The sequence below is a fragment of the Pseudomonas sp. 3B-A001-10F genome, from assembly GCF_056313565.1.
In genome coordinates, this window is record NZ_JBQYFW010000016.1 from 97,582 (window position 1) to 115,992 (window position 18,411).

Genomic DNA, 18,411 nt, shown 5'->3' on the forward strand with positions numbered 1-18,411 from the left:
GAAATGACTTCTGTACAGTCCCTGACCCGGTTGCCTTGCGGCAACCGGGTTCTTGATTTGGCCCAGACGCATGTCATGGGTATTCTCAATGTCACCCCTGATTCTTTCTCCGACGGCGGCCAATACAGCCAGCTCGATGCGGCTTTGCGCCACGCCGAGGCTATGGTTGCAGCGGGTGCGACGCTGATTGATGTCGGTGGCGAGTCCACTCGCCCAGGCGCGCGCGCGGTGTCACCGCTCGAAGAGCTTGAGCGTGTGGCGCCGATCGTCGAGCTGATCAATCGCGAGTTGGATGTGATCATTTCGGTGGACACTTCTACGCCAGCCGTTATGCGCGAAACCGCACGATTGGGTGCCGGGTTGATCAACGATGTGCGGTCACTGCGGCGCGATGGCGCGCTGGATGCGGCGGCGGCTACGGGTTTGCCGGTGTGTCTCATGCATATGCTCGGTGAGCCTGGAGACATGCAGGACAATCCGCAGTATCAGGATGTCACGCGCGAAGTCGGTGATTTTCTAGCCGAGCGCATGGCGCAGTGTGCGGCGGCCGGTATTCCTGAGGAGCGGATCATTCTTGACCCGGGTTTCGGTTTCGCCAAAACCCTGCAGCACAACCTAAGCTTGTTCAAGCACATGGAAGCCTTCCATGCCCTGGGCAGGCCTTTGCTTGTCGGAGTTTCCCGAAAAAGCATGATCGGGCAGGCCTTGAATCGTCCTGTCGGCGAACGGCTGCATGGTGGTCTGGCACTGGCGGCGCTGGCATCGGTGAAGGGGGCGCGTATATTGCGCGTCCATGATGTAGCGGAAACGGTAGACGTGGTGCGCATGATCGCGGCCGTGGAATCAGCCGAATAAGAATGATGGAGCACTTATGAGCAAGAAATACTTTGGTACTGACGGCATTCGTGGTCGAGTCGGTGAATACCCGATTACTCCTGACTTCATGCTCAAGCTCGGCTGGGCTGCCGGCATGGCGTTCCGCAAAATGGGCGCTTGCAAGGTGCTGGTCGGCAAGGACACGCGGATTTCCGGTTATATGTTCGAGTCGGCACTTGAGGCTGGTCTGACATCGGCGGGGGCCGATGTGATGTTGCTGGGTCCTATGCCGACGCCGGCCATTGCCTATCTGTCGCGCACGTTTCAGGCTGAGGCCGGTATCGTGATCAGTGCCTCGCACAATCCGCATGACGATAACGGCATCAAGTTTTTCTCCGGTAAGGGCACCAAGCTGCCAGATGAGCTGGAGTTGATGATCGAGGAGTTGCTCGATACCCCGATGACTGTGGTCGACTCGAGCAAGATCGGTAAAGTGTCGCGAATCAACGATGCATCAGGTCGCTACATTGAATTCTGCAAGAGCAGTGTGCCAACCGGGACCAGTTTTTCCGGTCTCAAGATCGTTATCGACTGTGCGCATGGTGCGACCTATAAGGTGGCTCCGAGTGTCTTCCGCGAACTGGGGGCAGAAGTCGTTGTGCTGTCAGCGCAGCCAAACGGTCTGAATATCAATGAAAACTGCGGCTCGACCCATATGGGTCAGTTGCAGGCTTCGGTGCTCGCCGAGCATGCCGACCTGGGTATCGCTTTCGATGGTGATGGTGATCGGGTGCTGATGGTTGATCACACTGGCGCCATCGTCGATGGTGACGAATTGCTGTTTATCATCGCTCGTGATCTGCAGGAGCGGGGCAAATTGCAGGGCGGTGTCGTTGGTACCCTGATGAGTAATCTGGGGCTGGAGCTCGCGCTGGCGGATCTTTCGATTCCATTCATTCGTGCCAATGTGGGTGACCGCTACGTGATAGCCGAGTTGCTTGAACGCAACTGGCTGGTCGGCGGAGAAAACTCGGGGCATATCGTTTGCTTCAATCACACCACGACCGGTGATGCGATCATCGCTGCGTTGCAGGTGCTGATGGCGCTGAAGACCCGTAATGAAGGTTTGGCGCAAACCCGCCAGGCATTGCGCAAGTGCCCTCAGGTACTGATCAATGTGCGTTTTGGTGGTGGCGAAAGTCCGCTGGAACACCCGGCTGTCAAGGAGGCCAGTGCGCGCGTTACCCAGGCAATGGCGGGGCGCGGGCGCGTGCTTTTGCGCAAGTCCGGGACAGAGCCGCTGGTGCGCGTAATGGTCGAAGGCGAGGACGAAACCCAGGTTCGCAACTACGCCGAAGAGCTGGCAAAACTGGTAACTGAAGTTTCTGCCTGATACGGCTTGCAAGCCATGATTGTGTTGGGTAACATCTGCGCCCACTTTGACCGACGAGGTACAGCATGCGTCGCCCTATGGTAGCTGGTAACTGGAAGATGCACGGTACCCGCGCCAGCGTCGCTGAGCTGATCAACGGCCTTCGTCATCTGGCCTTGCCAAGCGGTGTTGATGTCGCGGTATTCCCGCCTTGCTTGTATATCAATCAAGTGATTGATGGCTTGAAAGGTAAATCGATTTCGGTCGGTGCGCAGAATTCTGCGGTGGAATCCATGCAGGGTGCATTGACCGGTGAGATTGCACCGAGTCAGTTGGTGGATGCAGGTTGTTCCCTTGTGCTTGTCGGGCACTCCGAACGCCGCCAGATAATGGGCGAGCGAGACGGGATGCTGAATCGCAAGTTCGCAGCGGCACAGGCATGTGGCTTGATTCCGGTGTTGTGTATAGGGGAAACCCTCGAGCAGCGCGAAGCTGGAAAAACTCTTGAGGTTGTCGGGCGTCAGCTGGGCAGCATCATCGAGGAGCTGGGTGTAGGTGCTTTTGCCAAGGCAGTCATCGCTTACGAGCCTGTCTGGGCCATTGGTACCGGACTGACTGCAACGCCGCAACAGGCTCAGGATGTGCATAAAGCCATTCGCGAGCAGTTGGCGGCAGAGAATTCTGAAGTCGCACGAGGTGTGCGCCTTCTATACGGCGGCAGCGTGAAGGCGGCCAATGCGGTCGAACTGTTCGGCATGCCGGATATCGATGGGGGGCTCATTGGTGGAGCTTCCCTGAATGCAGATGAGTTCGGTGCGATCTGTCGCGCCGCGGGAAACTGAAAAAATGCTGGAAACAGTCGTAGTCGTTTTTCATCTGCTGGGTGCATTGGGCGTAGTTGCTCTGGTTTTGCTGCAGCAGGGTAAGGGTGCGGACGCTGGCGCGTCTTTCGGAGCAGGTGCTTCAAATACTGTGTTCGGAAGCCAAGGTTCCTCTACCTTTCTTAGTAAGTTTACTGCTATACTTGCCGCCGGTTTCTTCATAACCAGCTTGGGGTTAGGTTACTTTGCTAAAGAGAAGGCTCATCAGCTGACTCAGGCAGGTCTCCCAAATCCAGCAGTGTTGGAAGTGCCTAAGCAACAACAACCGGCTTCTGATGATGTCCCGGTGCTTCAAGAGCAAAAGTCGGCTACTCCAGCGACTGACGTACCTCCAGCTCAAGAGCAGAAGTAAGAAGGGTTTCAACGTAGTTTTGCCGAGGTGGTGGAATTGGTAGACACGCAACCTTGAGGTGGTTGTGCCCATAGGGTGTAGGGGTTCGAGTCCCCTTCTCGGTACCAATTAGTCAGGAGAGCCCGCTGTTGCGGGCTTTCTTGCAGGTGGAAGGTTACATTGACCCTATAAGGGATCGGTCGTATACTTCCGCCCCAGCTTTGTCGCGGGGTGGAGCAGTCTGGTAGCTCGTCGGGCTCATAACCCGAAGGTCGTCGGTTCAAATCCGGCCCCCGCAACCAGTTTAAGGAGCCCCTTTTAAGGGGCTTTTTGTTAGCTGGACACTTTCAACGCCGCTGTTCGACGGCGTTTCAAGGATGGGCGTTAAGCCCATTTTTTTATTTTGCAAAGCATGCACATATCATGCACTAGGGGGTTCAGGTGTCGAGCAAGCTAGAAGAGTTGCAGGCCTTGCTGGCCCCGGTGGTCGTGGCCCTGGGCTATGAATGCTGGGGTATCGAGTTTTCGGCTCAGGGTCGTCACTCGATGTTGCGCGTTTATATCGATAAAGAGGGTGGCGTGCTGGTGGACGATTGCGCCATTGTCAGCCGTCAGATCAGCGGTGTACTGGATGTTGAAGATCCAATTTCCGTTGAATACACCCTCGAAGTTTCCTCGCCTGGCATGGAGCGCCCACTGTTCACTCTTGAGCAGTTTGCAAAATTTGCCGGTGAACAAGTGAAGATCAAGCTGCGCTCGCCTTTTGAAGGTCGACGCAACTTTCAGGGCCTTCTGCGCGGTGTAGAAGAACAGGATGTCGTGGTGCAGGTAGACGACCATGAGTTCCTGTTGCCGATCGATATGATCGACAAGGCCAACATTATTCCCAGTTTTGACTGAGACGCGGATCCCGCGGATCCAATGGCTTGCGAAAGGCGAGGCGTACGATGAGCAAAGAAGTACTGCTGGTTGTTGAGTCGGTATCCAATGAAAAGGGCGTACCGGCAAGCGTAATTTTTGAAGCGCTGGAGCTGGCTCTGGCCACTGCTACCAAAAAGCGTTTTGAAGACGAAGTAGACCTGCGTGTGGAGATTAATCGCCACACCGGTTCTTACGAAACTTTCCGTCGCTGGACGGTCGTTGAAGAGAATGATCTCGACGATCCGGCCATCGAAACCTGGCCAACCAAGGTTGCTGAAACGCATCCTGGCGCCAAGGTTGGCGACGTCGTTGAAGAAAAGATCGAATCCATCGAGTTCGGCCGCATCGCTGCACAGACTGCCAAGCAGGTCATTGTGCAGAAAGTTCGCGAAGCCGAGCGCGCTCAAGTGGTCGACGCCTATCGCGAGCGCCTGGGAGAAATCATCTCCGGCACCGTGAAAAAAGTCACCCGCGACAACGTGATCGTCGATCTGGGTAACAACGCTGAGGCGTTGCTGGCCCGTGAAGACATCATTTCTCGCGAAACTTTCCGTGTCGGCGTGCGCCTGCGTGCGCTGCTCAAGGAAATCCGCACCGAGAACCGCGGCCCGCAGCTGATCCTGTCGCGTACCGCGCCGGAAATGCTGATCGAGCTGTTCCGCATCGAAGTGCCGGAAATTGCCGAAGGCCTGATCGAAGTAATGGCAGCGTCCCGTGATCCGGGTTCGCGCGCCAAGATCGCCGTCCGCTCCAAGGACAAACGCATCGACCCGCAGGGCGCTTGCATCGGTATGCGCGGTTCGCGCGTCCAGGCAGTGTCGGGTGAGTTGGGCGGTGAGCGTGTTGATATCGTCCTGTGGGATGACAACCCGGCTCAGTTCGTGATCAACGCCATGTCCCCGGCTGAGGTTGCGGCAATTATCGTTGACGAAGATGCCCACGCCATGGACATCGCCGTTGGCGCAGACAATCTGGCTCAGGCCATCGGTCGAGGTGGTCAGAACGTGCGTCTGGCGAGCCAGTTGACTGGCTGGACCCTGAACGTGATGACCGAATCGGACATCCAGGCTAAGCAGCAAGCAGAAACCGGCGACATCCTGCGCAACTTCATCGACGAGCTGGAAGTCGACGAAGAACTGGCTCAGGTGCTGGTAGATGAAGGCTTCACCAGCCTGGAAGAGATTGCCTACGTACCGTTGGAAGAAATGCTCAACATCGACGGCTTTGACGAAGATATCGTCAACGAGCTTCGCGCTCGTGCCAAGGATCGTTTGTTGACCAAAGCCATCGCTACTGAGGAAAAGCTGGCAGACGCCCATCCGGCCGAAGACCTGCTCTCGCTTGAGGGTATGGACAAGGATTTGGCGATGGAACTGGCGGTGCGCGGCGTAATTACCCGCGAAGACCTGGCCGAGCAGTCTATTGACGACCTGCTCGACATCGACGGCATTGACGATGATCGTGCCGGCAAGTTGATCATGGCCGCCCGAGCCCACTGGTTCGAGTAATTAGGCGCGGCCTGAGGAGAGAAGTGCATGACGCAAGTCACGGTGAAACAACTGGCCGATGAGGTCAAAACACCGGTAGAGCGCCTGTTGCAGCAGATGCGTGAGGCAGGTCTGCCGCACACCGCCGCCGAAGAAAATGTGACTGACAGTGAGAAGCAGTCCCTGCTGACTCACTTGAAAAGCAGCCACAAGGCGAAAGTGGAAGAACCACGCAAGATCACGCTGCAGCGTAAAACCACCAGCACCCTGCGTGTGGCTGGTAGCAAAAGCATCAGCGTAGAAGTTCGCAAGAAGAAAGTTTTCGTACAGCGCAGCCCGGAAGAAATCGAAGCCGAGCGCAAGCGTGAACTGGATGAGCGTCGCGCAGTAGAAAATGCTGCCCGTCAGAAGGCTGAAGAAGAAGCCAAGCAACGCGCCGAAGTAGAAGCGCGTAATCAGCCTGCTGCTGCGCAGAACGCTACCAGCGACGCCGTTGCGGCGCCGGCTGCAGTTGCCGAACCTGTTCGCGAAAGCGCACCGGTGGTTGCCGCTGCTCCAGCTCCGTCTGCTGACGTTCGCAACAAGCAGAACGAACAGCGCCGTCCGGACAAGCCACGTGCTGACGATAACAATCGTCGCAGCGGTGGCGGTGATGGCGAGCGCAAAAACGCTCCGCATCGTGCCTCGGTCAAAGAAAAAGCGCCGGCTCCACGCGTGGCACCACGCACTACCGACGAAGAAAGCGATGGCTTCCGTCGCGGTGGTCGCGGCAAGGCCAAGCTGAAGAAGCGCAACGCTCACGGTTTCCAGAGCCCAACCGGCCCTGTCGTGCGTGATGTGCAGATCGGCGAGACCATCACTGTTGGCGATCTCGCCAATCAGATGTCGGTCAAGGCTGCTGAAATCATCAAGTTCATGTTCAAACTGGGTACTCCAGCGACCATCAACCAGGTGCTTGATCAGGAAACTGCTCAACTGGTAGCCGAAGAACTGGGCCACAAAGTGACCCTGGTCAGCGACACCGCCCTGGAAGATTCCCTGGCCGAGTCCCTGAAGTTTGAAGGTGAGTCGTTCTCCCGTGCTCCAGTCGTGACCGTAATGGGCCACGTTGACCACGGTAAAACATCCCTGCTCGACTACATCCGTCGTGCCAAGGTAGCTGCTGGCGAAGCCGGCGGTATTACTCAGCACATCGGTGCATACCACGTTGAAACCGAACGCGGCATGGTCACCTTCCTCGACACCCCGGGTCACGCCGCGTTTACCGCAATGCGTGCTCGTGGTGCCAAGGCGACCGACATCGTGATCCTGGTGGTTGCAGCGGACGACGGCGTGATGCCGCAGACCATTGAAGCTGTTCAGCACGCTGTAGCGGCTGGCGTTCCACTGGTTGTAGCAGTGAACAAAATCGACAAGCCGGGCGCCGATCTCGATCGCATCCGTAGCGAACTGTCGGTTCACGGCGTGACTTCCGAAGAGTGGGGCGGTGATACGCCGTTCGTTCCGGTTTCGGCGAAAGTCGGTACTGGCGTGGACGAGTTGCTTGAAGCCGTTCTGCTGCAAGCTGAAGTTCTCGAACTGAAAGCAACTCCATCGGCTCCTGGCCGTGGCGTTGTGGTTGAATCGCGTCTCGACAAAGGTCGTGGCCCGGTGGCAACCGTTCTGGTTCAAGACGGTACCCTGCGCCAAGGCGACATGGTTCTGGTCGGTTCGAACTATGGCCGCGTGCGTGCCATGCTCGACGAGAACGGCAAGCCAATCAAAGAAGCCGGTCCTTCCATCCCTGTCGAGATCCTCGGCCTGGACGGTACCCCGGACGCTGGCGACGAGATGAGCGTGGTTGCTGACGAGAAGAAAGCCCGTGAAGTGGCTCTGTTCCGTCAAGGCAAATTCCGCGAAGTCAAACTGGCTCGCGCTCACGCCGGCAAGCTGGAAAACATCTTCGAAAACATGGGTCAGGCCGAGAAGAAGACGCTCAACATCGTCCTCAAATCCGACGTCCGTGGTTCGCTGGAAGCGTTGAACGGTGCCTTGAATGGCCTGGGCAACGACGAAGTTCAAGTGCGCGTAGTCGGCGGCGGCGTCGGTGGTATCACCGAGTCCGACGCTAACCTGGCACTGGCTTCCAACGCTGTACTGTTCGGCTTCAACGTTCGTGCCGATGCTGGCGCACGGAAGATCGTCGAGCAGGAAGGTCTGGACATGCGTTACTACAACGTGATCTACGACATCATCGAAGACGTCAAGAAAGCCCTGACCGGCATGCTCGGCAGCGATGTTCGCGAGAACATCCTGGGTGTGGCCGAAGTGCGTGATGTGTTCCGTTCGCCGAAGTTTGGCGCGATCGCAGGCTGCATGGTGATCGAAGGTGTTGTGCACCGTAACCGTCCGATTCGTGTACTGCGTGAAGACATCGTTATCTTCGAAGGCGAGCTGGAATCCCTGCGCCGCTTCAAGGATGACGCTTCCGAAGTACGTGCCGGCATGGAATGCGGTATCGGCGTGAAGAGCTACAACGACGTCAAAGTCGGCGACAAGATCGAAGTCTTCGAGAAGGTCCAGGTTGCTCGCAGCCTCTAACTCGCGCACTTCAGGAGCCGTGATGGTCGGCCGCACTCAACGGTGTGGCGCATCACCCGGACTCTAAACGCAACGCCCGGTCTGGCTTTTGTCAGGCCGGGCGTTTGCCGCTTTCAGACCTGGCGGGTTTCACCGCCGGGCAGTAACAGGTAACAAAATCATGGCAAAAGAATACAGCCGTACCCAACGTATCGGCGATCAGATGCAGCGTGAGCTGGCCCAACTGATCCGTCGCGAAGTCAAAGATCCACGCGTGGGTCTGGTCACCATTACCGCTGTGGAAGTCAGCCGTGACGTCGGTCACGCCAAGATTTTCATTACCGTGATGGGCCAGGACAACGCTGAAGATATCGCGCAAAGTATCAAGGTGCTCAATTCCGCCGCAGGCTTCCTGCGCATGCAATTGGCCCGTGAAATGAAACTGCGCAGCGTGCCGCAATTGCACTTCCACTACGACGAATCCGTTGTCCGTGGTGCGCACCTGTCGGCGCTGATCGAGCGTGCCGTGGCTGAAGACAATCAGCATCCGGTCGTTGCTGAACCTGAAGACACCAAGGAGTAATTCGGTGGCTCAGGTCAAACGTATCCGTCGTAATGTCAGCGGCATCATCTTGCTCGACAAACCGTTGGGGTTCACCTCCAACGCTGCGTTGCAGAAGGTCCGCTGGCTGCTCAATGCCGAGAAGGCCGGTCACACCGGTAGCCTAGACCCACTGGCCACCGGCGTTTTGCCGTTGTGCTTCGGTGAGGCCACCAAGTTCTCGCAATACCTGCTCGATTCTGACAAGGGTTATGAAACCCTGGCGCAACTGGGCAAGACCACCACCACGGCAGATGCCGAAGGTGAGGTTTTGCAGGAGCGCCCGGTGACCGTTGGTCGCGCCGATGTCGAAGCGGTTCTGCCGAAATTTCGCGGGCAAATCAGTCAGATACCGCCGATGTACTCGGCGCTCAAGCGTGATGGCCAGCCGCTGTACAAGCTGGCTCGTGCAGGCGAAGTAGTGGAGCGCGAACCGCGTTCTGTTACTATTGCGCGCTTGGAATTACTGGCCTTCGAAGGCGATACTGCGCGTCTTGCGGTGGATTGCAGCAAGGGCACCTATATTCGCACCCTGGTGGAGGATATCGGTGAGCAACTCGGTTGTGGTGCGTACGTCGCTGAATTGCGTCGTACCCAGGCCGGGCCTTTCACCCTGGCGCAGACGGTTACCCTCGAAGAGCTTGAAGCAGTACATGCCGAAGGCGGCAACGAAGCGGTTGATCGCTTCCTGATGCCATCGGACAGCGGCCTGCTGGATTGGCCGTTGCTGCACTTCTCGGAAGCGAGTGCGTTCTACTGGCTCAACGGCCAGCCGGTACGTGCCCCGGATGCTCCGAAGTTCGGCATGGTACGGGTACAGGATCACAATGGTCGCTTCATCGGTATCGGTGAAGTGAGCGAAGACGGGCGCATTGCACCACGTCGACTGATTCGGTCGGAATGACCGAAACCGGTCTGTGTCAAAGCAGGCTGGCGAGGGTGGCTGTTAACAGGCACGGTCACTACTCATTTATAGATACAGGGATTTGTCCCTGGCCTGTTGAAGCTGTTTCCCTGAAACAGTTTCCTGATAAAAAGGATTGCCTCATGGCTCTCGACGTTCAAGAAAAAGCTCAAATCGTTGCTGACTACCAGCAAGCTGTTGGTGACACTGGTTCGCCAGAAGTGCAAGTTGCACTGCTGACCCACAACATCAACAAGCTGCAAGGTCACTTCAAGGCCAACGGTAAAGATCACCACTCCCGTCGTGGTCTGATCCGCATGGTAAACCAGCGTCGCAAGCTGCTGGACTACCTGAAAGGCAAGGATCTGGGTCGTTATCAGACTCTGATCGGTCGCCTGGGTCTGCGTCGCTAATCAGCGATTGCGCTATGAGGTTGGTTGTCTGTCGGACGTCTGCGGTTTACCGCTGGCGGCTTGCAGGCTCCCAGCCTCAAGTTTTATCTGGATACACGTTTTACCCCGGACAACGGTTGGGCCGATTCCCGACATTGCCCAAGAATTCGCAAGAAACCAGTTCCCCCAAGAGCCACAAAGAAGGTAGGACACCGTGAACCCGGTAATCAAAAAATTCCAGTTCGGTCAATCGACCGTTACCCTCGAGACTGGCCGTATCGCCCGTCAGGCCTCCGGCGCAGTATTGGTCACCGTTGACGACGACGTCAGCGTATTGGTGACTGTAGTCGGCGCAAAACAAGCCGATCCAGGCAAGGGCTTCTTCCCTCTGTCCGTTCACTACCAGGAAAAGACTTACGCTGCCGGTAAGATCCCTGGTGGTTTCTTCAAGCGTGAAGGCCGTCCTTCCGAGAAAGAAACCCTGACTTCCCGACTGATCGACCGTCCGATCCGTCCACTGTTCCCTGAAGGTTTCATGAACGAAGTGCAGGTTGTCTGCACCGTCGTTTCCACCAGCAAGAAAACCGATCCGGACATCGCTGCGATGATCGGTACCTCGGCTGCCCTGGCCATCTCGGGCATCCCGTTCGACGGCCCGATCGGCGCCGCTCGCGTTGCTTTCCACGAAAGCACCGGCTACCTGCTGAACCCGACTTACGAGCAGCAAGCTGCTTCGAGCCTGGACATGGTCGTTGCCGGTACTTCCGACGCCGTACTGATGGTTGAATCGGAAGCCAAAGAGCTGACCGAAGACCAGATGCTGGGCGCTGTACTGTTTGCTCACGACGAGTTCCAGGTGGTGATCAACGCCGTTAAAGAACTGGCTGCCGAAGCTGCCAAGCCGACCTGGACCTGGGCCCCTGCGCCAGAAGCCACCGAACTGCTGGGCGCTATCCGTGCCGAGTTCGGCGAAGCGATCTCCCAGGCTTACACCATCACCGTCAAGGCCGACCGTTACGCGCGTCTGGGCGAGCTGAAGGATCAAGTCGTTGCCAAGCTGTCCGGTGAAGAAGGCCAGCCTTCGTCCAGCGAAGTCAAAGCCGCTTTCGGCGAAATCGAATACCGCACCGTTCGCGAAAACATCGTTAACGGCAAGCCACGTATCGACGGCCGCGACACCAAAACCGTACGTCCGCTGAACATCGAAGTCGGCGTTCTGCCGAAGACTCACGGTTCGGCGCTGTTCACCCGTGGTGAAACCCAGGCTCTGGTTGTTGCAACACTGGGCACCGCCCGTGACGCACAGTTGCTGGACACCCTGGAAGGCGAGAAAAAAGACCCGTTCATGCTGCACTACAACTTCCCTCCGTTCTCGGTGGGCGAGTGTGGTCGCATGGGTGGCGCTGGTCGTCGTGAAATCGGTCACGGCCGTCTGGCCCGTCGTTCGGTTTCGGCCATGCTGCCAGCCGCTGACGTGTTCCCGTACACCATCCGTGTAGTTTCGGAAATCACCGAATCCAACGGTTCGAGCTCGATGGCTTCCGTTTGCGGCGCTTCCCTGGCCCTGATGGATGCTGGTGTGCCGATGAAGGCGCCGGTTGCCGGTATCGCCATGGGTCTGGTTAAAGAAGGCGAGAAGTTCGCCGTCCTGACCGACATCCTTGGTGACGAAGACCACCTGGGCGACATGGACTTCAAAGTAGCCGGTACCGCCAAAGGCGTTACTGCGCTGCAGATGGACATCAAGATCAAGGGCATCACCGAAGAGATCATGGAAATCGCTCTGGGCCAAGCCCTGGAAGCGCGCCTGAACATCCTCGGTCAGATGAACCAGATCATCGGCCAGTCGCGTACCGAACTGTCGGCCAACGCTCCGACCATGATTGCGATGAAAATCGACACCGACAAGATCCGTGATGTTATCGGTAAAGGTGGCGCGACCATCCGTGCGATCTGCGAAGAAACCAAGGCTTCGATCGACATCGAAGACGACGGTTCGATCAAGATCTTCGGCGAAACCAAGGAAGCGGCTGAAGCAGCACGTCAGCGCGTTTTGGGTATCACCGCTGAAGCCGAGATCGGCAAGATCTACGTCGGTAAGGTTGAGCGCATCGTCGACTTCGGCGCATTCGTCAACATCCTGCCGGGCAAGGACGGTCTGGTGCACATCTCGATGCTGAGCGACGCTCGCGTAGAGAAAGTGACCGACATCCTGAAAGAAGGCCAGGAAGTGGAAGTGCTGGTACTGGACGTGGACAACCGCGGCCGTATCAAGCTGTCGATCAAAGACGTGGCAGCTGCCAAGGCTTCGGGCGTTTAATCACCCCAAAGCGTTAGCGCAATAAAAATGCCCCGCCGTGAAAACGGCGGGGCATTTTTTGTCTGCCAGAAAAGGTCAAGGTACAAAGTTGCCGGAGCCCGAGACCGGTGCTAGGTTTAGCCCACCGCCCGTGTAGCTCAGCCGGTAGAGCAGCGCACTCGTAACGCGAAGGTCGCAGGTTCGATTCCTGTCTCGGGCACCACCTTCTTCATCACTCTCACTTATCCCCATGTGGATTTATGTTCCGCAGGTCAGCTTTTTGTGGGAGAGATGTAAAGACCCGTGTAATTCGTCATGCAAACGTCCTATATTCGGTGCCTGCATGAGCATCGCTTAGCAGTTTTCAGATGATCCCGAATGGTTCCGAAGGCCGGTCAATCCGCGTCAGAGAGATCCTTGATGATCCAGATCCATCCTCCATTCCTAAGATCAGCGAGAACGCCATGACCGAATTAACTCAAGAGCAACGTCACGAACAGGCGCTGGAAAAGTACATTCTGGACGTACCGGACCTGAAGGAAGAGATCAAGGATCTCAGTCCCGATGATCAGAAAGATCAGATTCAGTGGGCCTTCGAAGACGAGGCCGAAGCCCAGGGCCTGCAGCCGTGGGAGCTGACACTCAAGTACACGAGCACGCCGGAGGAGTTCGAGGCACAGCGCCTTGTTCTGCACAAAGAGGCGGCCGAAGTGCTGGGTGTCGAGTGGGAAGAATACTGCGAGATGAATAATCTGGTGGTCTGAAACAAAAACGCCAGCCTCAACCGGGCTGGCGTTTTTTATTGCGTGAAACCTTCAGAGGCTCAAGCGCATCGACAGATCCACCGCTTTGACATCCTTGGTCATCGCACCGATCGAGATGTAATCCACGCCGGTCTCGGCAATCGGCAGCAACGTGCTTTCGTTGATGCCACCGCTGGCTTCCAGCTTCGCCTTGCCGCCGTTCAGGCGCACGGCTTCGCGCATGTCATCCAGGCTCAGCTCGTCGAGCATGATGATGTCGGCGCCGGCGGCCAGTGCCTCCTTCAGCTCCCCCAGACTTTCCACTTCGACTTCCACCGGTTTGCCCGGCGCGATCTTGTGCGCGGCGGCAATGGCTTGTGGAATGCCGCCGCTGGCGGCGATGTGGTTTTCCTTGATCAGGAACGCGTCGTACAGACCGATGCGATGGTTGTGGCAGCCACCGCAGGTCACCGCGTATTTCTGCGCCAGACGCAGGCCTGGCAGGGTTTTGCGGGTGTCGAGCAGTTTGACCTGGGTAGTACCGACGAAATCGGCCAGGTACTGCGCGCGAGTCGCCACACCCGACAGCAGTTGCAAGAAGTTCAGCGCACTGCGTTCCCCGGTCAGCAGCGAACGGGCCGGCCCTTCCAGATGAAACAGCGGCTGATTGGGTTTTACCCGCTCGCCATCGACCACTTGCCAGTGCACCGCGACCCGTGGATCGAGCTGACGAAACACGGCATCGACCCACGCCGTGCCGCAGATGACGGCGGCATCGCGCGTGATGATGGTGGCTTTGGCCAGACGTTCGGCCGGGATCAGTTGCGCGGTGATGTCGCCGCTGCCGATGTCTTCGAGCAACGCACGGCGCACGTTGGCTTCGATTTCGGCGGTCAAATCGGCGAGACGTAGATTCGGCATAACGGGCTCCACAAACAAAGTGGTTCGATTATAGGGGCATGGCGCGAGCCAACCCAAGGCGAGAACGCGCGTGCTTGCCTGCATCCGGTCGATTTTCTTTGAGCAAAACGCGCCCGGACAGGGTCATTGAGAGGGCATAGGGGAAACCCTGACGACTATGGCGCCGTGGGCAAGTTATGAAAGATAATCTGCCTTGCATTTGACGTCATAGCTTTGACGTCCTGATTGAACTGGTGGGAGCGAACCTGCTCGCGAATGCATTCTTTCAGTGACATTGCTGCGGCTGACACACCGCCATCGCGAGCAGGCTCGCTCCCACACGGGATCCGGGTTGGCTTACCCGAACGAATCACCGTTTCAGGAGGCTTGGATGCACAACGACGGGAAAGTGGTGCCTTTGCACAAGAGCGCTACCGATCAGGCGAATCACTCGCTGCTCGCCCGCCTGCCTGTGATTCTGCTTCAGGTTCGCGACAAGGCTGCCCAGCAACTGCGCCACGGTTTACAGGAGCTGTTCGATAACGCTGACGACACGCTGTTTGAAATGGCCGACCGGGCGCGCAACGACGTCGAGCAGAACATCTTCTTCGAAGCCATGCGCGACCTGCGCCTCAAGCGCAAAAACATCGAGCGTGGCTTCCTTGAGCAATTTTTCGAAGCCTTCGTCGGCCTGACGCAATACGACCCCACGCACAACACGCTGCCGCACGCCCTGATCTACGACGAGCTGGCACCGCGCAGCGACGACATGGAGCGCAGCGTGGCGGTCGAGACCATGGTCGGTCGCGTGCTCAAGCGTGACGGCTTCGCCCTCGATCAACTGACCGCGCGCCTTAACGCGCTGCTCGGCAACACGCTCGACGATCAGCACAACCCGCTCGGCCCGGCGCGGCTCTGCGAGTTTTTCCTCCAGGCCGGGCGTAATCTGGGCGTGGAAATCAAGGTCAAGCTGATCCTGCTCAAACTGTTCGAGCGCTATGTATTGGCCGACACCGAGCAGCTTTACGCCGAAGCCAATCAATTGTTGCTCGCCACCGGTGTGTTGCCCGAGTTGAAAGCGGCCCCTGCACGTCGCGCAATTGATCGTGCGATCGCCAATGTGCACAGCGAGGAACGTGACGACACGCCGCCCGTCGACGAAGGCGTGCAGGAGGTTTTCGCCGCGTTGCAGAAGTTGCTCGCACAGGTGCGCGGCAGTGTCGCGCCGACGCTGGAACCCAGCGTCGCGGCGCAACCGATTTCCACCCGCGACCTGCTGCGCCTGCTCTCGCATTTGCAACAATACGTGCCGGCGCTGGCGGCGCAGGATGACTTTGATCTGCGCAATCAGCTCGAACAACTGTTGACCCGGGTCAGCGTCAGAAGCGGCAAATCGCGGATCGTCGGCGATGCGGACGAAGACGTGATCAACCTGATCGCCATGGTCTTCGATTGCATTCTTGAAGACCGTAATGTGCCGGATTCGCTTAAGGCGCTGATCGCCCGTCTGCAGATCCCGATGCTCAAGGTCGCGGTACTCGATAAGAGTTTCTTCAGCCGCAGCACCCATCCGGCGCGGCGCCTGCTCAACGAAATCGCCGCGGCGGCCATGGGCTGGGGCGATTGCGACGGTGAGGCGCGCGACAGCTTATACCTGCGGATCGAGCAAGTGGTGCAGCGTCTGCTGACTGACTTTGTCGATGATCCTGCGATTTTTTCCGAGTTACTGGCCGATTTCCTCGCGTTCACCAGCGACGAACGCCGACGCAGTGAGTTGCTTGAGCAACGTTTGCGTGACGCCGAAGAAGGGCGGGCAAAAACCGAGCTGGCCCGGCGCCGGGTCGAACGGGCGCTGAATCAAGCGCTGCTGGGCAAAACCCTGCCGCCCTCGGTGGTCACCTTCGTTCAGGACGCCTGGAGCAAAGTACTGCTGCTGACCTGTCTCAAGCATGGCGATCAGTCCGCTGAATGGCAGGCCGATGTGCAGACCATGGAGCAGCTGATCTGGAGTGTGCAGCGCCATGACGACGCTGAATCCAGCCTGCGCTTGCTGGCACTTGTGCCGGGTTTGCTCAAGGCACTGCGTGATGGTCTGAGCAGTTCGGCGTTCGATCCGTTCGCCACCAGCGAGTTTTTCAGTGAGCTGGAAGCCCTGCATGTGCGGGTGCTGGAGCGCTCCGAGCAGGCCGATCAGGCTTTGCCCATGGTCGAGGTGTCGCAACAGATCATCCTGCAAACCGCTGATGAGGGCAGCGCGGGGCTAACCTCGGTACGTTTGCCCCACGACGCCGCCGGTCTGCGTCAGGTCGAACAACTGCGTCTGGGCAGTTGGGTGGCGTTTCAGGAAGACGAAGACCATAGCCTGCGCTGCAAGCTGGCAGCCATTATCGAAGCCACGGGCAAGTATGTATTTGTCGATCGCACCGGGATGAAGGTGCTCGAGCGCAGCCGCGTTGCGCTGGCCTTGGAGTTCCAGCGTGGCGCGGTGCGTACGCTGGACGACACCTTGTTGTTCGATCGCGCGCTGGAGTCGGTGCTGGGCAATCTGCGACGACTCAATCGCGGCAAGTGATCGCGCGCCGGGGGCCGATCACGGCATACTGGGCGCCAACACAGTCGGCGTTGAAGGAATCGGTATGCAGTTGGATCCCGCTAGCGGGTGGTGTCACGGGGTGCAGGTCTGCCCATCGCCCAACTTCAATGAGCGCCCGGCGGGCGAAATTTCCCTGTTGGTCATCCACAACATCAGCCTGCCGCCGGCGCAGTTCGCCACGGGCAAGGTGCAGGAATTTTTCCAGAATCGTCTGGATGTCACCGAACATCCCTATTTTGCAGGGATTGCTGACCTGCGCGTCTCGGCGCACTTTCTGATTGAACGTGACGGCAAGGTCACCCAGTTTGTCTCCTGTCTTGAGCGCGCGTGGCATGCCGGCGTCTCGGTCTTCGAAGGACGGGAAACCTGTAACGATTTTTCCGTGGGCATCGAGCTCGAAGGCACCGATGATCTGCCGTTCACCGACGCGCAGTATCAGGCGTTGACGGCGTTGACCCGCCAGTTACAAAGCGCATTTCCGGCCATCACCGGCGCCCGCATTTGTGGGCACAGCGACATAGCACCCGGGCGTAAGACCGATCCTGGCCCGGCATTCGACTGGGCGCGTTACCGCGCGGCCCTGGCACAAGAGGAAGGACAATGAGTTTTCTAGTGTTACTGCTGGCGTTGTGGATCGAGAAGTTTTCGGCCCTGCGTCATCGGGTTCAACGCGATGGCGGATGGATCCGCGAACTGAACAAACTCGAAACCAGCACGCGCCTGGCCAGACAGCCTTGGCTGGTGCTGACGATTCTGGTGCTGTTCCCGGTGGCGCTGTTGGCGTTGTTGCTATTGGTATTGGAGCCTGTGGCCTACGGCTTGCTGGCGTTGCCGGTGCATTTGCTGGTGGTGATTTACAGCCTGGGGCGCGGCGATTTGCTCGGCGGTCTCGGGCCGTTCCGTGATGCCTGGCGACGTGAGGATTTGCAAGCCGCAGCGCATGTGGCCAAGCGTGATCTGGATATTTGCGCCGACAGCGGCGAGCAGTTGCTTGAAAACGTGCAGGGGCATCTGCTGTGGCAGGCCTATCAGAGCTTTTTTGCGGTGATCTTCTGGTATTTCGTACTTGGCCCGGTCGCGGCGTTGGCGTATCGCCTGTTGGCGCTGGCGCAGGAGCACGGCCAGAACCCGGCGCTGGTCGAGCGCGCGGCGCAACTGCGGCATGCCTTTGACTGGCTGCCGGTGCGCTTGTTGGCGGCGAGCCTGGCGCTGGTCGGCAATTTTGTCGCGGTCAGTCGGGTGATGCTGCATGAACTGCTGAACTGGAACATCAGCGCTGCGCAATTGATCAACCGGGTAGGTCTGGCGGCGGGCGAGATTCCACCTCCCGTGGTCGGGCCGGACGGCATCAACACCCTCGATTGCTTGTGGGAATTGCTGCTGCGCGCGGCGGTGTTGTGGTATGCCGGGTTTGCCTTGTGGACGGTTCTGGTTCACTGATTTCAAGAAAGATCAAAAGATCGCAGCCTGCGGCAGCTCCTACGAGGAGATCTGTGTGTCGCGGGCTGCGATGTCGTTAACCTTAAGTTACAAAACCTCCCTCCGATTTGAGCTATACAGAGATGGCGCTCGATAGTGGCTATATGCTGTCGCCCCGCGCCTGCCAATAAAA

The 18,411-nt window shown here is 58.1% G+C and carries 16 protein-coding genes and 3 tRNA genes; 18 read left to right on the forward strand and 1 reads right to left on the reverse strand.

The window, feature by feature from the left end:
• Nucleotides 1–3 precede the first annotated feature (3 nt).
• From folP to AC0ZWN_RS16550, 15 genes are all read left to right on the forward strand, one after another.
• A complete protein-coding gene (gene folP, locus AC0ZWN_RS16480) occupies nucleotides 4–855 on the forward strand; it encodes a dihydropteroate synthase (RefSeq protein WP_476335770.1) in 852 nt (283 codons plus the stop codon).
• Between the two features lie 16 nt (nucleotides 856–871).
• On the forward strand, nucleotides 872–2,209 hold the full coding sequence (gene glmM / locus AC0ZWN_RS16485; protein ID WP_476335771.1) for a phosphoglucosamine mutase: 1,338 nt from the start codon (nucleotides 872–874) through the stop codon (nucleotides 2,207–2,209).
• 65 nt (nucleotides 2,210–2,274) lie between these two features.
• Complete coding sequence (gene tpiA / locus AC0ZWN_RS16490; protein WP_016986498.1) at nucleotides 2,275–3,030, forward strand: triose-phosphate isomerase; 756 nt, start codon at nucleotides 2,275–2,277, stop codon at nucleotides 3,028–3,030.
• A 4-nt stretch (nucleotides 3,031–3,034) separates the two neighbouring features.
• Entirely contained in the window at nucleotides 3,035–3,421 is a 387-nt protein-coding gene (gene secG / locus AC0ZWN_RS16495; RefSeq protein WP_016986497.1) for a preprotein translocase subunit SecG, read from the forward strand.
• A 21-nt stretch (nucleotides 3,422–3,442) separates the two neighbouring features.
• Nucleotides 3,443–3,528, forward strand: a tRNA-Leu gene (locus tag AC0ZWN_RS16500).
• A gap of 97 nt (nucleotides 3,529–3,625) precedes the next feature.
• Nucleotides 3,626–3,702, forward strand: a tRNA-Met gene (locus tag AC0ZWN_RS16505).
• Between the two features lie 139 nt (nucleotides 3,703–3,841).
• Nucleotides 3,842–4,300 (forward strand): ribosome maturation factor RimP, encoded by a 459-nt coding sequence (rimP, locus tag AC0ZWN_RS16510; protein WP_007915250.1) that lies wholly within the window; start codon nucleotides 3,842–3,844, stop codon nucleotides 4,298–4,300.
• A gap of 47 nt (nucleotides 4,301–4,347) precedes the next feature.
• A complete protein-coding gene (gene nusA, locus AC0ZWN_RS16515; protein WP_093435760.1) occupies nucleotides 4,348–5,829 on the forward strand; it encodes a transcription termination factor NusA in 1,482 nt (493 codons plus the stop codon).
• Nucleotides 5,830–5,856: 27 nt separating this feature from the next.
• On the forward strand, nucleotides 5,857–8,388 hold the full coding sequence (gene infB / locus AC0ZWN_RS16520) for a translation initiation factor IF-2 (RefSeq protein ID WP_095119526.1): 2,532 nt from the start codon (nucleotides 5,857–5,859) through the stop codon (nucleotides 8,386–8,388).
• Between the two features lie 160 nt (nucleotides 8,389–8,548).
• On the forward strand, nucleotides 8,549–8,950 hold the full coding sequence (gene rbfA, locus AC0ZWN_RS16525; RefSeq protein WP_016986495.1) for a 30S ribosome-binding factor RbfA: 402 nt from the start codon (nucleotides 8,549–8,551) through the stop codon (nucleotides 8,948–8,950).
• Nucleotides 8,951–8,954: 4 nt separating this feature from the next.
• Nucleotides 8,955–9,872, forward strand: coding sequence for a tRNA pseudouridine(55) synthase TruB (gene truB / locus AC0ZWN_RS16530; RefSeq protein WP_093435771.1), 918 nt, complete (start codon nucleotides 8,955–8,957; stop codon nucleotides 9,870–9,872).
• 143 nt (nucleotides 9,873–10,015) lie between these two features.
• A complete protein-coding gene (gene rpsO, locus AC0ZWN_RS16535) occupies nucleotides 10,016–10,285 on the forward strand; it encodes a 30S ribosomal protein S15 (RefSeq protein ID WP_003177875.1) in 270 nt (89 codons plus the stop codon).
• Nucleotides 10,286–10,478: 193 nt separating this feature from the next.
• Nucleotides 10,479–12,584 (forward strand): polyribonucleotide nucleotidyltransferase, encoded by a 2,106-nt coding sequence (pnp, locus tag AC0ZWN_RS16540; RefSeq protein WP_007915263.1) that lies wholly within the window; start codon nucleotides 10,479–10,481, stop codon nucleotides 12,582–12,584.
• Between the two features lie 126 nt (nucleotides 12,585–12,710).
• A tRNA-Thr gene (locus AC0ZWN_RS16545) sits at nucleotides 12,711–12,786 on the forward strand.
• Nucleotides 12,787–13,027: 241 nt separating this feature from the next.
• Nucleotides 13,028–13,327 carry a DUF6388 family protein gene (locus AC0ZWN_RS16550; RefSeq protein WP_123452824.1) on the forward strand — a complete coding sequence of 100 codons (300 nt, stop codon included), beginning with the start codon at nucleotides 13,028–13,030 and terminating at the stop codon, nucleotides 13,325–13,327.
• 51 nt (nucleotides 13,328–13,378) lie between these two features.
• Here the strand turns inward: AC0ZWN_RS16550 and nadC are convergent, their stop codons facing one another.
• A complete protein-coding gene (gene nadC, locus AC0ZWN_RS16555; protein ID WP_099757973.1) occupies nucleotides 13,379–14,227 on the reverse strand; it encodes a carboxylating nicotinate-nucleotide diphosphorylase in 849 nt (282 codons plus the stop codon).
• Between the two features lie 370 nt (nucleotides 14,228–14,597).
• Here nadC and AC0ZWN_RS16560 point away from each other — a divergent pair, with 370 nt between their 5' ends.
• From AC0ZWN_RS16560 to ampE, 3 genes are all read left to right on the forward strand, one after another.
• The gene (locus tag AC0ZWN_RS16560) at nucleotides 14,598–16,778 is read left to right on the forward strand and encodes a DUF1631 domain-containing protein (RefSeq protein WP_476335775.1); all 2,181 of its coding nucleotides are present in this window, start codon (nucleotides 14,598–14,600) and stop codon (nucleotides 16,776–16,778) included.
• A gap of 64 nt (nucleotides 16,779–16,842) precedes the next feature.
• Nucleotides 16,843–17,403: a 1,6-anhydro-N-acetylmuramyl-L-alanine amidase AmpD gene (ampD, locus tag AC0ZWN_RS16565; RefSeq protein WP_007915273.1), complete on the forward strand. Its 561-nt coding sequence runs from the start codon at nucleotides 16,843–16,845 to the stop codon at nucleotides 17,401–17,403.
• Nucleotides 17,400–18,239 (forward strand): regulatory signaling modulator protein AmpE, encoded by an 840-nt coding sequence (gene ampE / locus AC0ZWN_RS16570; protein WP_258709242.1) that lies wholly within the window; start codon nucleotides 17,400–17,402, stop codon nucleotides 18,237–18,239. Before ampD ends, ampE begins: the two co-directional genes overlap by 4 nt.
• Nucleotides 18,240–18,411: the final 172 nt, after the last annotated feature.